Raw genomic sequence first — 15,759 nt, 5'->3', positions numbered from 1 at the left:
AAGAATACCAATGAATCGAAGAATACCAATGAATTAAAGAATACCAATGAATCGAAGAATACCAATGAATTAAAGAATACCAATGAACTAAGGACTACTCAAGACGCATTTGGTGCAAATCTTAATAAAGACTCTAACAAGGATGTTGCAGTACTCAGCTTCTTAAATAAAATGCAATATTTAAAGGGAAACAAAAAAGAGTACAAAGTACAAGATGAGTCTCATAATATCAGGATATCTCAAAAGTCTATGAGTACTAAGGCCCAAGATCCACTAATAGATAGCAATGGAAAGCAGTCACCCGACACCAAATCCGATTTTAAGAACCCTAATGCAAATAGCAATATATCAAATAGCAAAAAGGAGTTAGCCAAAGCTAATTTCAAATCAACTGATAAGAGTTTTGCTAAGGTTGTCCAGGACATGAACCCTAATGTAACCAATGAGGGTAATAAAGTTTCAAATAATGGGTTAGCTTCACGGCCTGAAGTAAATACCCTTCATAGCAACTCCTGGCATGTGGCACAACAAATTGTTCAAAAAACTCAAACCCATATAGCTGAGGGGAAAACATTTATGGAAATTCAACTGAAGCCTGAATTTCTTGGAAAAGTGAAAGTCCACTTAATTTACAATGAAGGCTTGATTACAGCTAGCTTGACGGCAGATAAAAATCATACTGGTAGTATTCTAAACTCAGCAATGCAACAAATTAAAAACGCTATGCAGGAACAAGGCATAAAGGTTGAATATCTGGGAGTAAATGTTGGGGGACAAGAAGCAGATACTTACCAAGGAAACCAAAATGAAAGGGGTAGCAAAAGCTACAATAAAATGAATTACCAAAATATAGCTAATGATGAAGCAATTGAGATTCTTCCACAAGAGTTTTCAAATAATAACCAAATGGATGGAGTTAATTATTTAGCCTAGGAGGTGATTACGTGGACATAAGTAAAACTAGCACATACAATACTCAGCAAGATGATTTAAGCAGAACGGTAAAAAAGGAACTTGGTAAAGATGAATTTCTTCATTTATTAGTTACGCAGCTTAAAAATCAAAACCCGTTGGAACCGATGGATGATAAAGAATTCATAGCACAAATGGCCCAATTCTCTTCTTTGGAACAGCTTCAAAACATGAATGAATCAATTTCATTAACAACTGAGGCTACGCTGGAAGTGCTTTATAACCAAAGGGAGATGGCTGCTTCTATTGTTTTATCTGAAGCTGTTTCCTACATTGGGAAAAAAGTTAGAGCTATTGACCCTGAGATAGAGGAACCTATTGAAGGGATTGTTACGAGTGTAAAAGTAAAAGAAGGGCTACCTTATCTAATTATGGTAGAACGTGAAATCCCGGCAGCTTATGTTCTTGCAGTAACAGATAGTGATGGAGAATTACCTATAATTGAAGATCCTGGAGACGAAAATTCTGGAGAAGAGGGTTCTGGTGGTACAGAAGAAGGTGATGATCAATAATGACTCAAAGAATAAATATTCATAAGCAACCCATATTACCAGTTAACCAAGGTCAAAACAAAGCTACTAAACAGACACAGACTGCAAAAGGTGCATTTCAGGAAATATTGCAATCCCAAATAGGGAACACTCAGGGTCAACTTAAATTTAGTGCCCATGCAACCCAGAGAATGCTACAAAGTGGTTTACAGTTTGAACCAGCCCAACTGGAGAAAATCTCAAAGGCAGTACAAACAGCATCTCAAAAGGGTAGCAAAGAATCCTTGGTGTTAACAGATAATGCTGCACTAGTTGTAAGCGTTAAAAACAATACGGTTATAACAGTAGTTGAGAGTGAAAGAATGAAGGAAAATGTTTTTACTAATATTGATAGTGCTGTGATTATATAACTGAAAAGGGCCGGACCTCCTTGAGGAAGCCCAAAAACCTGCTGACTGATGGATGCAGGTTCGGAAACAAAATAAAAGGAAAAGTGAGGTCGATTTATTATGATGCGTTCACTATATTCAGGTGTTGCTGGTTTAAGAGTAAGCCAGACTAAGATGGATGTTGTAGGTAATAACATAGCTAATATCAATACAATAGGCTATAAAAAATCCCGGACAGTATTTCAGGACATGATTAGCCAAACACTTAGGGGTGCTTCCCAGCCTACAGCTAATGTGGGTGGTATGAACCCGGTTCAGGTAGGTCTAGGAGTCAGCCTTGGCAGTATTGATGTACTACATACCCAGGGACCGGCCATGTCAACTGGTAATAACTTTGATGTAATGCTTCAGGGTGATGGATATTTTGTAGTTGCAGATGCAGTAAGGGATATCAACGGGGAAGTTAATTGGGCAGATCCCGATGCATCCTATGATCCTGGGAGTGTAGCTTACACTAGAGCTGGGAATTTTGCTTTTGATGAAGAAGGATTTTTAGTGTGTACTTCCACAGGTAAATATGTATTGAGCTATGTTTCTGATGCCGATCCAGATGTTGATGGAACCTTAAGTTTAGTACAAGTACCCATTAGCAATGTAAGTAATGTATCTGTAGATGCACAGGGCTATATAACATTTAATGATGATCAAGGAAATATTGGTAGTTTTGCACCGGATAATATATATTATGATGATGGTACTCCCCACGACTATGGAGTTGCAGCTCCTATCGCAGTTGCAAAGTTCAATAATCCTATGGGTTTATCTAAGATTGGTATGAATATGTACAATGAAACCAACAACTCTGGTATTCCCAACTTGGATGGTCCAAATGGTAGGCATGGACAAGGCTCCTTACTTCCAGGCAACCTTGAGATGTCAAATGTTGATTTGGCTGAAGAATTTACAGATATGATCGTGACCCAGAGGGGACACCAGGCCAATGCTAGGACAATAAGAACTTCTGATGAAATGCTTCAAGAGTTAGCTCAAATTAAGAGGTAAGGCTAAACTTAAATAAAATAGTGGCTGATTGAACAGTTAATGTAGCTGTTCTATCAGCCACATATATACATAATACAAATAGATGGGGTGTTGGGTGTGATTAAGCTAACTACAATGGATAAAAGGACTATTGTAATAAATGCTAGCCTCATAGAAAAGGTAGAGAATATGCCTGAGACAGTAATTACTTTGACTAGTGGAAAGAAGATAATTGTATTGGATAGTATGGACGAGGTAATTGATAAAGCTTTAGCTTATCAGAGTATGATTTTAAAACAGGCGAATACGTTTCCAGGTGAGGTGGACTAATGAACAGGTTCGATATGCTAAGTCTAATTGGTATTGTTGCTGGATTCATCATGATCTTAATATCTATTATGATAGGTAGTAATATTGGACTATTTATTAGTATACCAGGATTAATGATTACAGTTGGGGGATCATTTGCAGCATTACTTGTTAACTTCAATTCCCAGCAAGTTCTTAATGTACTAAAGACAAGCAGAAATGTGTTTAAAAACAAGGGAGTTGACTTTCAAGAAATAATTGATATTTTTGCTGACCTAGCTAGAAAGGCGAGAAGAGAAGGTTTGTTGGGATTAGAAGATGATGTGGAAAGACTAGAGGACCCATTTTATCAGAAGGGTATTCGACTTATGGTAGATGCTCTTGATCCTGATTTAATTAAAGATATTTTGGAAACAGATATTGATTATACAAGTCAACGACATGAGCTTGGGCAAAAAGTTTTTAGGGCATGGGGTGTATATGCGCCTTCCTTTGGTATGATAGGTACCCTTATTGGACTTATTCAGATGCTTTCTAAATTAAATGATCCAAGTGCTTTAGGACCAGCTATGGCCTTAGCGCTCTTAACCACATTTTACGGTGCTCTTCTAGCAAATCTAGTGTTTATCCCCATGGCTGGAAAACTAGAGCTTAAGAGTGAAGAAGAAACATTGGCTAGATATTTAATGCTGGAGGGAATAATTGGTATTCAATCAGGCATGAATCCCAGAATCTTAGAAGAGAAACTAAAATCTTTTATTGGTCCAAAGCTAGAAATGCTAGATGGGTCAACTAAAGAAAAAGAGGCGGCATTCTCATGAGTCGTATGCCAAAAAGAAAGAGACAAGAGGAAGGAGCACCATCTTGGATGGTTACATATTCTGACCTTGTCACATTGGTTTTAGTATTCTTTGTGCTTCTTTACTCCTTTTCAATTATAGATGTTATTAAATTTGAACAGTTTGTGGCTTCTTTTCAAGGATCAGGAATATTACATTTAGGATCAGAACCACTAGAAGCACCACCTGAGCCTGAAACTGATGATAGTATATTGCAGGATAAAACCATTCAGGATATTAATGAGAAGGATAATGAGAATGAAAATCTAGATTTAGGTGAATTCCAGGACGTTATTGAGGAAAATCCCCTTGTTGAGGTTTATTATATAGTTGTCAATTATATAGACGAACATGAGCTCCAAGAAATTGTAGAAGTTAGATTTGAAAAAAGAGGTATTGCATTGGAGATCAAAGATAGGATACTTTTCGATTCAGGAAGAGCAGATTTAAAATCAAATGCTAAAGAAGTACTAACCACATTAGCACCTCTTTTAAAAGAATTACCTTACATGACGTCAGTAGAAGGCCACACAGATGATAGGCCTATAAACACTCAAAAATTTCCAAGTAACTGGGAATTATCAGTTGCCAGAGCACTAAGCGTTGTTAGATACTTTGTTGATGGTCTAGAAATGGAGCCTGAAAGATTTGCTGTTGTTGGACTTGGTGAATTTCACCCTATTGTGGCAAATGATAGCCCTGAAAATATGCTGCTTAATAGACGAGTTATAATTGTTATTAATGCAGAGGATCCTTTTAAAAGTGAGGTGTTAGAAGATGGCGGAACAGACACAGAGTCAAACTCAAGAGACTAAACCAAAAAGAAAATGGATAAAATGGGTTCTTATTTTAACAATTCCATTAATAATTGTTTCAGGATTATTAGGATTTTACTTTTCTACGGTAGCGAATGCTACTGATGATGGAACAATTTTAATGAAAGATGTTCAAACAGTAACAATACCTAGCTTCACAATAAATCTGGCTGATGCAGGACACCGCAGATATCTAAGAACTCAGATTACCTTAGAACATGCTGAGAAAAAGTTGGTTTCTGAACTAGAACTTAAAGGTCATAGGGTTAAGGATACAATAATCAATATTTTACGTGAGAAAAAGGTAGTTGATTTAGATAGCAATGAAAAAACAGAAGCATTGAGGCAGGAATTAATTGCATCAATTAACGAGATATTAGTTGATGGCGAAATTATTGGTTTGTATTTCGAAGAATTTATTATCCAGTAAAGGGGGGAAGCGCCATTCACCTAAGTGAAGATAAGATAAAGGAAATGCTAGAAACTTTAAATGGAGAACCTGAAGTAAAAAAAGTAAAATTTATGCCCTTTGAAGAGAATGGAAAGATTTCCCCAGAGCTAGACTTTGAAGTTCTTAATAATCTAAAAACAAATATGACTGTAGAGCTTGCTAGTGCATCCATGACTTTGCGGGAAGTACTTGCTTTAATTGAAGGAAATATTATTAGTCTTGAAAAAATGGCAGGAGAACCCGTGGATATGAGAGTAGATGGTGAAGTTTTTGCTAAAGGTGAAGTTGTTATCATAAATGAAGTTTTTGGAATTAGAGTTGGTAGCTTAATTAGTAACAATGAAGAGTGAACTGGAGGATTATTGTGCTAGAATTTGACTTTTGGAAAGCCTTACTTAGAATATTAATCTTTCTTCCCCTGGTATTAGTGTTAGCTTTGGTGTTTATTAAGTTCTTTTTAACCCGTAGAACATTTTCTTTTCATAGGGGATATCTCCAAGTAGTAGAACAGTTAGGTGTAGGAAGCAAGGCATCTTTAGTAATTGTAAAGGTTGGAGAGGAGTATTTCCTATACGGAGTAACAGAGAATCAGGTTGAAATGATTAGTAAACTATCAGATTATGTACCATCACAGGATAGTGGGCCTGGTTCCCAGACATTTGCACATATTCTTACAAAGTTCAAAAAGCGGGAGGAAGGCAGACAATGAGACCACGCAATTTTATAATTCTCGCTTTAATTTTAATCTTAGTAGTGATAGTTTTTCCAAGCCAGCTTGTGGCACAACCATTGCCAGGTATTGATTTTAGGATAAATCCTACTAGTGAACCTGAGGAGGTTGTTGATACTTTAAGGGTATTGTTTTTGCTAACAGTTTTGGCATTAGTACCAGCATTTATGGTTTTAATGACATCCTTTACCAGGATTGTAGTGGTACTATCCTTTGTGAGAACTGCAATGGCGACGCAACAAACACCACCCAATCAGGTGTTAATAGGTTTGGCATTATTCTTAACCTTTTTTGTCATGGCACCGGTTTTTGATCAGGTAAGAGTGGATGCGTTAGAACCATATTTGGCAAATGAAATATCTCAGGAGGCTGCTCTTGAAAATGCAGAAACACACTTAAAAGATTTCATGCTTATTCATACAAGGGAAAAGGATTTAGCTTTATTTGTTAATGCTTCTAATATGGATAGACCTGAAAGTGAAGAGGAAATTGGGATTATGGTTTTAATTCCAGCTTTTGTAATTAGTGAATTAAAAACAGCATTTCAAATGGGGTTTTTGATATTTATTCCATTTCTTATTATAGATATGGTAATTGCAAGTACATTAATGTCTATGGGTATGTTTATGCTTCCCCCAATTATTATTTCTTTACCCTTTAAAGTACTGCTATTTGTTATGACTGACGGATGGTATTTAGTCATTAAATCTTTACTACAAAGCTATGGATTGTAAGGTGATGCTTAAATGACTCAAGAATTTGTAATTCACTTAGCAAGAGAAGCCCTAAGTCTAGCACTATTACTTGCCCTACCTGCTTTAGGGACAGGTTTGATAGTAGGTTTAGCTATAAGCGTGCTAATGGCGACTACACAGATTCAGGAACAGACACTAACTTTTGTTCCAAAACTTATTGCTGTTTTTTTTGCAATATTTATGTTTAGTTCCTGGATGCTTACATCTCTGACCAATTTTGCCGGAAGTATCTTTGGCAATTTGGCAAATATGGTACGGTAGGCAGATATGTTTGATTTCTTTATTATTCAAGGTTGGCTTCTAATATTTGCTAGAGCATCTTCCTTTGTCGCAATTGCACCTTTCTTTTCCATTCAGGGAGTACCAGCATTAGTTAAAATAGGTTTTAGTTTTACCCTTGCAGTTATACTTCTACCTCTTGTGCCATTTACTCCACTTGATGATATTGCATTACTAGCGTGGTGGCTCTTAGTGCTCAAAGAGGTTGCAGTAGGGTTAACCCTTGGTTTTATTACAAATATGATATTTGCGGCTATAAGAATTGCCGGTGAACTTATAGATATTCAAATGGGATTTGCCATGGCAACTGTATTAGATCCCCAAACTCAAACTAGGACAACCCTAATGGGTCAGTTCAAATATCTTGTAGCAATTTTAATTTTTCTTGCAATAGATGGACACCATGTTTTAATCGGGTCTTTAGTTCATAGCTATACTCTAGTTCCTTTGACCAATGCGGTATTTGATCCTGCCATCTCATTATATATTTTGAAAACCTTTGTAGGCATCTTTGCACTTGCTTTTAAGATTGCAGCCCCAATTGTTGCAGTATTAATCATAGCTGATATCTCTCTGGGTCTTGTGGCAAGGACAGTACCCCAGATCAATGTCTTTATTCTGGGTTTTCCTCTTAAGGCTGGCTTGGGGATGCTCACCCTTGCATTGGTATTACCATTGTTTGTAACAGTTGTAGGCCACCTGCTTTCCCAGATGGAAAAGGATCTAATAACGGTAATGGAGATTTTGGTACAATGAGCCTTGATGAAAGATTAAAAAGTATCAATTTACAGTTATTTGCTGAAGAGGAAAAAACAGAGGAAGCTACACCCAAGAAGAAACAAGAAACTAGAAAAAAAGGGCAGGTAGCAAAAAGTACCGATTTAAATGCAGCATTAACTATCTTTATCTTGGTTATAACTCTGTTTTGGATTAGAGGATATTATGGTGAAAAAATAACCGGCTTTATTGTTCATATCTATACGGAGGAATTAACAAAGGAGCTGACCCATGGACAACTGATTTATATTATAAGGATTTTCATGACTACTTTTTTTGAGACAGTAGCACCAGTACTAATAATTACTGTGATTATTGGTATATCTGCCAATATGCTCCAGGTTGGTTTTAAAGTTACGCCAGAATCAATTCAGCCCAAGCTTAGTCACCTTAATCCAATTGAAGGTTTTAAACGCATTGTTTCAAAAAAAGCACTTGTTGAAATGGCTAAAGCCATTCTTAAGGTGATGATTGTTAGTATAACAGTATTCTTAATTGTTAGAAGCAACTTTGATAAAATGCTATTTATGGTTGACATGGGTCTGGAGGGCATTAGTAACTTAATAGCTAATGTATTGTTTCAGGTAGCTATAGGAGCAGCGCTAGTTTTTTTTATAGTAGCTATTCTAGATATTACATACCAAAAATGGGAATTCAAAGAAAGAATTAAAATGACAAAACATGAGGTTAAGCAGGAGTATAAGCAGAGTGAAGGAGACCCACTTATTAAGTCAAAGATTAAAGAGAAACAGAGAAAGATGGCAATGAGTCGTATGATGACTCAAGTTCCAGAGGCAACAGTCGTTGTTACAAATCCTACCCACCTTGCGATTGCTTTAAAATATGAAGATGGTGTTACAGATGCTCCATTAGTGATTGCTAAGGGTGCGGGGTATGTTGCATTAAAAATAATTGAATTAGCTAAGGAAAATGGGATCCCTGTCATAGAAAACAAACCAGCAGCTTGGGGTCTATACGAAGCTGTAGAAATAGGACAGGAAATACCATTTGAATTATATCAAATTGTAGCAGAGATTTTAGCTGCTTTGTACAGGTTAAAGAACAAAGGGAGAGTATTATAAATGCCGCAAAACCAATCAGTTTTTTTCCAGACACTAAGAAAGGCACTAGGATATGCCGACATTATCATAGCGGCACTTATTATATCTATTGTTCTAATAATAGTAATACCTATACATCCGAATATATTAGATATCTTACTGGCCTTAAGTTTAACAATAGGTTTGATTATTATTTTAACCACTATGTTCATTACCAGACCATTACAGTTTTCAGTATTTCCTTCTTTACTCCTTGTAGTTACTCTTTTTAGATTGGCACTTAATATATCTTCAACACGGCTAATCTTAGGAGAAGGAAGTGCTGGATCGGTTATTGCAGCTTTTGGTAATTTTGTAGTAGGGGGCAACTATGTAGTGGGATTTATTGTATTTCTTATTATTACTGTTATTCAATTTGTTGTTATTACAAATGGCGCTAGTAGGGTTGCAGAAGTAGCTGCTCGCTTTACATTAGATGCCATGCCTGGTAAACAAATGAGTATAGATGCTGACTTAAATGCAGGAATTATTTCTGATCAGGAGGCTAAGGGAAGACGGGAAACTATTCAAAAGGAAGCAGATTTCTTTGGCGCCATGGATGGTTCAAGTAAGTTCGTTAAGGGTGATGCCATAGCAGGTATTGTTATAGTGTTGGTCAATATCTTGGCTGGATTAGTTATTGGAGTATGGCAGAGAGGGTTAGATATCTCCCAAGCTTTACAGCTTTATACGTTATTAACAGTTGGAGATGGTTTAGTGACTCAGATTCCTGCCTTATTAGTTTCCACAGCCACAGGTATTTTGGTCACAAGAGCAGCTACAGGACAGAGTTTGGGAAAAGATATAAGTGAACAGTTGTTTGTATTTCCAAAGGTAATTGGGTTAACTGCCATTATTCTTGCAATTCTAGGAATACTTCCAGGACTTCCTAGTATACCGTTTTTTATCTTAGCATCTGCAACCGGTTTTACAGCATACATGCTGCATAATGAGAATGAGAGAAAACAGATTGATATGGATGAGGAAGAGCTTAAACAAAGTACAGGAGAGACAAAAGAGCCTGAAAATGTATTATCACTAATGCAGGTAGACTCACTAGAAATAGAAATTGGTTATAACCTGATTCCTCTTACAGATGAAGGGCAGCATGGAGATTTGTTAGATAGACTTTCCGCAGTCAGAAGACAATGTGCAAGGGAACTTGGCATCTATGTAAAGCCTATCAGAATACGAGATAATTTGCAGCTAGATGCAAATAGGTATCGCTTTAAAATCAGGGGCAATGAAATAGTTAGTGGAGAGATACTCCCAGGATACTACTTAGCAATGAGTCCTGGTGATGAAACAATAGAAGTAGAAGGGATAGCCACAACAGAGCCGACCTTTGGTTTACCAGCTTGGTGGGTCAATGAAGAAGTTAAAGAAAAGGTTGAAATGCAGGGTTTCACAGTTGTTGATTCAGCTACTGTATTAATTACCCATTTAACAGAATTTGTTAAATCCCATGCTTACGAGCTGTTAGGTAGACAAGAAGTAAAAGAACTTTTAGACTTGGTCCAGGAGACAAATCCAGCAGTTGTGGATGGATTAGTACCTGATTTATTAAGTTTAGGAGAAGTGCAAAAGATTTTACAGAATCTTTTAGCAGAAAGAATTCCCATAAGAGACCTTATTACCATTTTTGAAACCCTTGTTAATAGAAGTCCTATAAGTAAGGATTCAGATTACCTTACTGAATCCATTAGAGCTGTCTTGGCAAGAACAATCAGTAAAAGTCATGCTCCTGATGGAAAGCTGATCGTAGTAACCATAGACTTATCTTTGGAGGAAAGGGTTAAGAAATCCATGCAACAAACATCTGATGGAGTATACCCAGCACTTTCTCCAGAGGTGACAGAGCATATTTTTGGTCAACTAGAAAAATATGTTGAAGATTTTAGTTTATTGGGTCTACAACCAGTAGTTTTATGTTCATCAAGAATAAGAATGGCTTTTCGTAGGTTAACTGAAAGATTTATGCCAAGCTTAGTTGTTCTATCCTTAAATGAGCTTATTCCTGAATTAGATGTGGAGGCCATTGGAATGGTGAAAGACTATGAGAATTAAAAAATACTTAGCATATGATATGAAGGAAGCATGCCAACTTATTAGGCAGGATTTAGGTCCTGATGCAGTTATTATTAATTCTAAGGAGGTTAGGCAAAAGGGCATTTTGGGATTCATGAAAGCGCGTATGGTTGAAGTGACTGCGGCAGTTGATGAAATTCCTGTTGAAAAACCAACCCAGCAAGGGGTAAAAGAATCACAAGTAAATAATGATAAAGTTAGCAATGAAATGCAGGAAATGAAAGAATTATTGCAGCAAATCATAGTCAAGGAAAGAAATGCTGCTAATGGCAAACCATTTGTGAAAGTTAGTGACTTAGAGGAATTTGATCCCCATGAAGAGTTTAAAAAGATCCTCCAAGAATTAGATCTTTTGCCCGAGGTAGAAAAGAGAGTTGAGGATATTTTTCAAAAACAAGAGTTGGATGAATGCCTAAATAGAATTCATATAAAAGATAAATTATCAGAGAAATTGGTTGATTTTTTCATACCTGTTACCAAAGCAAACCATAACAGTAATGTACTAGCCTTTATAGGTCCAACTGGAGTAGGAAAAACCACCACCATTGCAAAGCTTGCTGCAAATTTTGCGTTGTATCATGGATTAAACATAGCTCTTATAACTATTGATACTTACCGAATAGGAGCTGTTGCTCAGCTTAAAATCTATGGAGACATAATTGGAGTAACAGTTGAAGCTGTAATGACTCCCCAGGAGTTAAAGTTAGCCGTAAAAAATCATGAAGACTGTGATTTAATACTAGTAGATACTGCTGGCAGGTCATCAAAAAATGCTGAACAGATTAACGAATTAAAGACATTTCTAGATGCAATTAGGCCTCTTGAAATTTATCTGGTGTTGGATGTAAATACCAAGAATAAGGATTTAATAGCAATAGTCGATAAATATAGTATTTTGAAGTACTCTAAACTTGTTTTTACTAAAGCAGATGAAACCTATAGCTTAGGTTCAATTTTAAATGTAGTGGAGGCCACAGAATTACCTGTTGCCTATGTCACCAATGGACAAAATGTTCCTGATGATATTATCCCTGGGGAACCAGATGGTTTGGCCAAGTTAATAATAGGGGAAGTGGAATAATGCTAGATCAGGCTAGTAGGCTAAGAGAACTATTCGCAAAAGATAATACTCATAAAAAAGCAACTATTCCCTCCTTTAGAACAATATCTGTAGTTAGTGGTAAAGGAGGGGTAGGCAAAACAAATTTAACTCTAAATTTAGCAATTGCCCTTGCGCAACTTGATAAAAAGGTTATGATATTGGACGCTGACTTAGGTATGGCCAATGTAGATATATTAATGGGCTTAAGTCCTCAATATAATCTACTAAATGTGTTAAAGGGTAAAAAAACCTTGGACGAAGTAGTTGTAGAGGGTCCTTACGGTATCAAGATTATTCCAGGGGGATCAGGTTTTGGGGAAATAGCAGGCATTGATAAGCAGCACCAAGAATTATTGTGGGAGCAGTTAAGAAATGTTTGTAGTGAAGTCGATTATCTTTTTATTGATTGTGGTGCTGGAATATCTAGAACTATTCTAGGTTTTATATCGGCAGCTGATGATGTTTTAGTTGTGTTAACTCCTGAACCTACCTCTATAACAGATGCATATAGCGTTATCAAAGTTCTGTCTAGGTTTGAGATAAACTCACAGGTGTTTTTAGCAGTAAATAAGGTTTCTAGTTTGAAGGAAGCAAATACTACAGCGAGTAAAATTGAAGCAGTATCTAATAGGTTTTTAAAGATTAAAATTAAGAGGTTGGGTTACGTGTCTAAGGATCCATATGTAGAAAAGGCTGTTTGTAGCCAAGTACCCTTTTTCATGTTTAATCCCAAGTGCCAGGCGACAGGTGATGTTAAACAGTTAGCGGTTAACTTAATTGATGGCAAAATGAAACCTCCAAAAGGCATTGATAACTTTATGGGTAAGTTGTTTAGATTATTTGAATAGGGGGAGGAATGTTTTGTCTTCTTCAAATTTTAAATTTTTGCAGATCAATTCTAACATTGAAGTAACACGAGATGATGATAATACAATATATAAGAGCTTGATACAAGGGATCAGGGTTGATAGCTTCATGATCCAAGAGCCTGTCTACAAGAGATTTGTCTTATCGTTAAAAAATGGAGAAAGAGTTAGCTTAGGTATTTTTACAGAAAATGATAGATATACTTTTGAAGCAAATGTTTTAGGTGTAAAAAATGACAACAACTTAAAATTATATATTTTAAGTCTACCTGAAAATGTTAAAAAGCATGAAAGAAGAAATTTTGTTAGGGTAGAAGTTGCTATAAATGTAAAGTATGAGGTTTTGGAGCACCCACCATCTGTAGCAAAAGATGCTGAAAAATACAGACCAGTACAAACCGCTTTAGCAGTTGACTTAAGTGGTGGAGGTATGATGCTTAAGGTTGATAAATTTCCTCCAGAAAAGGCTTATTTAATTGTAGAATTTGAAATTTTACTAAAAGGTAAGGCTCAGCGGCTAAAACTATTTGGTCAGGTAATGAGGAATATTACTGAGAATAAGGGCGGAGTAAAAAGATACTTGGCAGGTTTATCCTTTTACAATATAGATGAGAGAACCCAGGATAAAATAATCGGTTATGTTTTTGATAAGATGATTGAAACCATAAGAAAAACTTAGGATGAGTGATAATGGAAAGGGAACAGCTTTGGAAGTCATATCAACTAAATAAAGATCTACTGATTAGAGATAACATTATCGAAAGTTATCTACCCTTGGTAAAGAAGATAGTAGGTAGAATGACATTAAAGCTGCCACTACATTGGGATAGGGAAGATGTTATTAGTTATGGAATTATTGGGCTAATAGAAGCAGTTGAAAGGTTTATTCCTGCTAAGGGCATTAAATTTGAAACTTTTGCTACGCTCAGAATTAGAGGAGCGATTCTAGATGCTTTAAGAGATTCCACGATAATTCCTAGGGGTTTAAGTGAAAATCTTTCAAAGGTTTCAAGGACAATAGAACGCCTTGAACAGGAAATGGGTACAGAAACTACTTCGGAAGATATAGCTAAAGTACTAAATATGTCTGTAAAAGAAGTAGATGGGATTATTATGGCGTTTGCACATCTAAGCTGTGTTTCCTTACAAGAAAGTTTAAGGATAGATGGAACTGAAGGGGAGGGCTTAGCTTTAATTGATACATTAGCCGCACCATCTATGTACAACCCTGAGGAGCAGGTTGCATGGAAGGAAACCCAGGATAAACTTATAAAAGCAATTGACGAACTCACAGAAAAGGAAAAGTTGGTTTTAGCAATGTATTTCCATGAGCAACTTACTTTAAAGGAAATAGCGTATATTATGAATATTACTGAATCAAGAGTATCTCAGCTAAAGAGCAAAATTTTATTAAAAATTCGGTTATTTTTAGAGAAAGGAAAATAAACAATGGGAATTTTTTTATTGATTTTAGGCGTAATTATCATAGCTGTTGTTTATCCCACCTTAAATGGTACTCCTATTTCATTTTTAAAAACAAATAAAAAACCAATTTCAGAAGACAAAAAGATTGAGGAATTAGAGGAAAAAATTGATATATTGTCAAATAATGTAGAAGAAGTCCTAGATAGGTTAAGTGAGGTACCATCCCAAAGATATGGAAATGTGGGTAGTCCGAAAGTAGCACCATCTTTTTCTCAAAGTCTCGTAGAGAGACAAACCATAGAAGAATACGATGAGATAATTGACGCTTATCACAAAGGAGAAGAAATAGTTGATATAGCTAAAAGGTTTAATAGGGGAAAGGGTGAAATACAATTAATTTTAAATTTGAAAAAATAAGAACCACCATTAAGAAATATAATCAAATTTTATTTGGTATAGGTATAGGTTTTCTCATTGCTGGATTACTTATAACATTTGGCTCACCCAAACCCACTAAGTACGAGATAGAAAGCCTTGCAAGGCAAGAAGGTATGGTATATCCCCAAGAGGTATTACCATTTGATTCTGATAATAAGGGAGGAGAGGAAAATTAACAGAGGACTGTATATTTCCGTAAATGGTTTATTATCACGGCAGCTTCAGCAGGATATAATGTCTGATAACATTGCTAATATAAATACACCAAGTTATAAAAAGAGAGACATTACTTTTTCAACACTTCATGATTCACTTATACATTCAGTAAGTGGTCCTGAGGTTGAACCAATTGGAGTTATGCCCCATGGTTCCCAAGTATCTGAAACACATACTGATTTTAGTATGGGGGTCTTGTTTGAGACTGGCGCACTCTATGATTTTGCTCTAGCTGAAGAAGGGTTTTTTATAGTAGAAACTCCTCAAGGAGATTTATATACAAGGAAAGGGAGTTTTAGAGTAGATAGTGAAGGCTATCTTGTTACCCATGAAGGTTATAGGGCAATAGGGTATTATGATGATTACATACATGTAGAAAATGAAGATTTAGATCAAGCATTTGCAATTGCTAATCCTCCTGAAGATAGCTTAACAAAGTACGGGGAGGATCTTTATGCAATTTCAGACCCTTCTTTGGAAAACATTCTAGAAAATCCACAGTTAAAAAGAGGTTACCTTGAAGGATCCAATGTGGATTTAGGACAAGCTATGGCTGAAGTAATAGAGGCCCTTAGGCTTTTTCAATTAAATCAGAGAATGCTTTTAACCCAAGATGAGATAATGAAAAAGAGCGCAAATGAAATCGGTAGTTTGAGATAAGCAACTGACTTCTTAT

General features: G+C 36.1%; 20 protein-coding genes and 1 pseudogene. All 21 read left to right on the top strand.

The window, feature by feature from the left end; all coding sequences use genetic code 11:
* The 21 genes and pseudogenes from APF76_05760 to APF76_05660 all read left to right on the top strand — a co-directional run bounded on the left by APF76_05760 (position 1) and on the right by APF76_05660 (position 15,743).
* Positions 1-933 (top strand): annotated as a pseudogene (locus APF76_05760).
* A gap of 11 nt (positions 934-944) precedes the next feature.
* The gene (locus APF76_05755) at positions 945-1,484 is read left to right on the top strand and encodes a hypothetical protein (GenBank protein ID KUO52536.1); all 540 of its coding nucleotides are present in this window, start codon (positions 945-947) and stop codon (positions 1,482-1,484) included.
* Positions 1,484-1,873, top strand: coding sequence for a hypothetical protein (locus tag APF76_05750; GenBank protein ID KUO52535.1), 390 nt, complete (start codon positions 1,484-1,486; stop codon positions 1,871-1,873). The genes APF76_05755 and APF76_05750 overlap by 1 nt, the downstream gene beginning before the upstream one ends.
* 99 nt (positions 1,874-1,972) lie before the next feature.
* On the top strand, positions 1,973-2,914 hold the full coding sequence (locus APF76_05745) for a hypothetical protein (GenBank protein ID KUO52534.1): 942 nt from the start codon (positions 1,973-1,975) through the stop codon (positions 2,912-2,914).
* Between the two features lie 96 nt (positions 2,915-3,010).
* On the top strand, positions 3,011-3,223 hold the full coding sequence (locus APF76_05740) for a hypothetical protein (protein ID KUO52533.1): 213 nt from the start codon (positions 3,011-3,013) through the stop codon (positions 3,221-3,223).
* Positions 3,223-4,023, top strand: coding sequence for a flagellar motor protein MotP (locus APF76_05735; protein ID KUO52532.1), 801 nt, complete (start codon positions 3,223-3,225; stop codon positions 4,021-4,023). The genes APF76_05740 and APF76_05735 overlap by 1 nt, the downstream gene beginning before the upstream one ends.
* Positions 4,020-4,856 (top strand): hypothetical protein, encoded by an 837-nt coding sequence (locus APF76_05730; GenBank protein ID KUO52531.1) that lies wholly within the window; start codon positions 4,020-4,022, stop codon positions 4,854-4,856. Before APF76_05735 ends, APF76_05730 begins: the two co-directional genes overlap by 4 nt.
* Positions 4,819-5,286: a hypothetical protein gene (locus APF76_05725; protein KUO52530.1), complete on the top strand. Its 468-nt coding sequence runs from the start codon at positions 4,819-4,821 to the stop codon at positions 5,284-5,286. Before APF76_05730 ends, APF76_05725 begins: the two co-directional genes overlap by 38 nt.
* A gap of 92 nt (positions 5,287-5,378) precedes the next feature.
* A complete protein-coding gene (locus tag APF76_05720; GenBank protein ID KUO52559.1) occupies positions 5,379-5,657 on the top strand; it encodes a hypothetical protein in 279 nt (92 codons plus the stop codon).
* Between the two features lie 14 nt (positions 5,658-5,671).
* Positions 5,672-6,016 (top strand): hypothetical protein, encoded by a 345-nt coding sequence (locus tag APF76_05715; GenBank protein KUO52529.1) that lies wholly within the window; start codon positions 5,672-5,674, stop codon positions 6,014-6,016.
* Complete coding sequence (locus APF76_05710) at positions 6,013-6,771, top strand: flagellar biosynthesis protein flip (protein KUO52528.1); 759 nt, start codon at positions 6,013-6,015, stop codon at positions 6,769-6,771. Before APF76_05715 ends, APF76_05710 begins: the two co-directional genes overlap by 4 nt.
* 12 nt (positions 6,772-6,783) lie before the next feature.
* The gene (locus APF76_05705) at positions 6,784-7,053 is read left to right on the top strand and encodes a flagellar biosynthetic protein FliQ (protein KUO52527.1); all 270 of its coding nucleotides are present in this window, start codon (positions 6,784-6,786) and stop codon (positions 7,051-7,053) included.
* 6 nt (positions 7,054-7,059) lie between these two features.
* Positions 7,060-7,827, top strand: coding sequence for a hypothetical protein (locus APF76_05700; GenBank protein KUO52526.1), 768 nt, complete (start codon positions 7,060-7,062; stop codon positions 7,825-7,827).
* A complete protein-coding gene (locus tag APF76_05695; GenBank protein KUO52525.1) occupies positions 7,824-8,930 on the top strand; it encodes a hypothetical protein in 1,107 nt (368 codons plus the stop codon). The genes APF76_05700 and APF76_05695 overlap by 4 nt, the downstream gene beginning before the upstream one ends.
* Positions 8,931-11,015 (top strand): flagellar biosynthesis protein FlhA, encoded by a 2,085-nt coding sequence (gene flhA, locus APF76_05690; GenBank protein ID KUO52524.1) that lies wholly within the window; start codon positions 8,931-8,933, stop codon positions 11,013-11,015.
* Positions 11,005-12,117, top strand: coding sequence for a hypothetical protein (locus APF76_05685; GenBank protein ID KUO52523.1), 1,113 nt, complete (start codon positions 11,005-11,007; stop codon positions 12,115-12,117). Before flhA ends, APF76_05685 begins: the two co-directional genes overlap by 11 nt.
* Positions 12,117-12,986 carry a hypothetical protein gene (locus APF76_05680; GenBank protein ID KUO52522.1) on the top strand — a complete coding sequence of 290 codons (870 nt, stop codon included), beginning with the start codon at positions 12,117-12,119 and terminating at the stop codon, positions 12,984-12,986. The genes APF76_05685 and APF76_05680 overlap by 1 nt, the downstream gene beginning before the upstream one ends.
* Positions 12,987-12,999: 13 nt before the next feature.
* Positions 13,000-13,683 carry a hypothetical protein gene (locus APF76_05675; protein ID KUO52521.1) on the top strand — a complete coding sequence of 228 codons (684 nt, stop codon included), beginning with the start codon at positions 13,000-13,002 and terminating at the stop codon, positions 13,681-13,683.
* Between the two features lie 11 nt (positions 13,684-13,694).
* Entirely contained in the window at positions 13,695-14,450 is a 756-nt protein-coding gene (locus APF76_05670) for a hypothetical protein (GenBank protein ID KUO52520.1), read from the top strand.
* 3 nt (positions 14,451-14,453) lie between these two features.
* Positions 14,454-14,846 carry a hypothetical protein gene (locus APF76_05665; GenBank protein ID KUO52519.1) on the top strand — a complete coding sequence of 131 codons (393 nt, stop codon included), beginning with the start codon at positions 14,454-14,456 and terminating at the stop codon, positions 14,844-14,846.
* 162 nt (positions 14,847-15,008) lie between these two features.
* The gene (locus APF76_05660) at positions 15,009-15,743 is read left to right on the top strand and encodes a hypothetical protein (protein ID KUO52518.1); all 735 of its coding nucleotides are present in this window, start codon (positions 15,009-15,011) and stop codon (positions 15,741-15,743) included.
* Positions 15,744-15,759: the final 16 nt, after the last annotated feature.

The sequence above is a fragment of the Desulfitibacter sp. BRH_c19 genome, from assembly GCA_001515945.1.
Taxonomy (GTDB): Bacteria; Bacillota; DSM-16504; order Desulfitibacterales; family Desulfitibacteraceae; genus Desulfitibacter.
The sequence above is the reverse complement of the archived record's forward strand: the minus strand, read 5'-3'. Positions and strand labels throughout refer to the sequence as shown.

Excerpts from the sequence above, each read along its gene's own strand:
- APF76_05685 (KUO52523.1), top strand. The coding sequence starts at position 11,005 with ATGAGAATTAAAAAATACTTAGCATATGATATGAAGGAAGCATGCCAA.
- APF76_05725 (KUO52530.1), top strand. The coding sequence starts at position 4,819 with ATGGCGGAACAGACACAGAGTCAAACTCAAGAGACTAAACCAAAAAGA.
- APF76_05730 (KUO52531.1), top strand. The coding sequence starts at position 4,020 with ATGAGTCGTATGCCAAAAAGAAAGAGACAAGAGGAAGGAGCACCATCT.
- APF76_05710 (KUO52528.1), top strand. The coding sequence starts at position 6,013 with ATGAGACCACGCAATTTTATAATTCTCGCTTTAATTTTAATCTTAGTA.
- APF76_05745 (KUO52534.1), top strand. The coding sequence starts at position 1,973 with ATGATGCGTTCACTATATTCAGGTGTTGCTGGTTTAAGAGTAAGCCAG.
- APF76_05735 (KUO52532.1), top strand. The coding sequence starts at position 3,223 with ATGAACAGGTTCGATATGCTAAGTCTAATTGGTATTGTTGCTGGATTC.
- APF76_05670 (KUO52520.1), top strand. The coding sequence starts at position 13,695 with ATGGAAAGGGAACAGCTTTGGAAGTCATATCAACTAAATAAAGATCTA.
- APF76_05705 (KUO52527.1), top strand. The coding sequence starts at position 6,784 with ATGACTCAAGAATTTGTAATTCACTTAGCAAGAGAAGCCCTAAGTCTA.
- APF76_05750 (KUO52535.1), top strand. The coding sequence starts at position 1,484 with ATGACTCAAAGAATAAATATTCATAAGCAACCCATATTACCAGTTAAC.
- APF76_05680 (KUO52522.1), top strand. The coding sequence starts at position 12,117 with ATGCTAGATCAGGCTAGTAGGCTAAGAGAACTATTCGCAAAAGATAAT.
- APF76_05665 (KUO52519.1), top strand. The coding sequence starts at position 14,454 with ATGGGAATTTTTTTATTGATTTTAGGCGTAATTATCATAGCTGTTGTT.
- flhA (KUO52524.1), top strand. The coding sequence starts at position 8,931 with ATGCCGCAAAACCAATCAGTTTTTTTCCAGACACTAAGAAAGGCACTA.
- APF76_05695 (KUO52525.1), top strand. The coding sequence starts at position 7,824 with ATGAGCCTTGATGAAAGATTAAAAAGTATCAATTTACAGTTATTTGCT.
- APF76_05720 (KUO52559.1), top strand. The coding sequence starts at position 5,379 with ATGCCCTTTGAAGAGAATGGAAAGATTTCCCCAGAGCTAGACTTTGAA.
- APF76_05700 (KUO52526.1), top strand. The coding sequence starts at position 7,060 with ATGTTTGATTTCTTTATTATTCAAGGTTGGCTTCTAATATTTGCTAGA.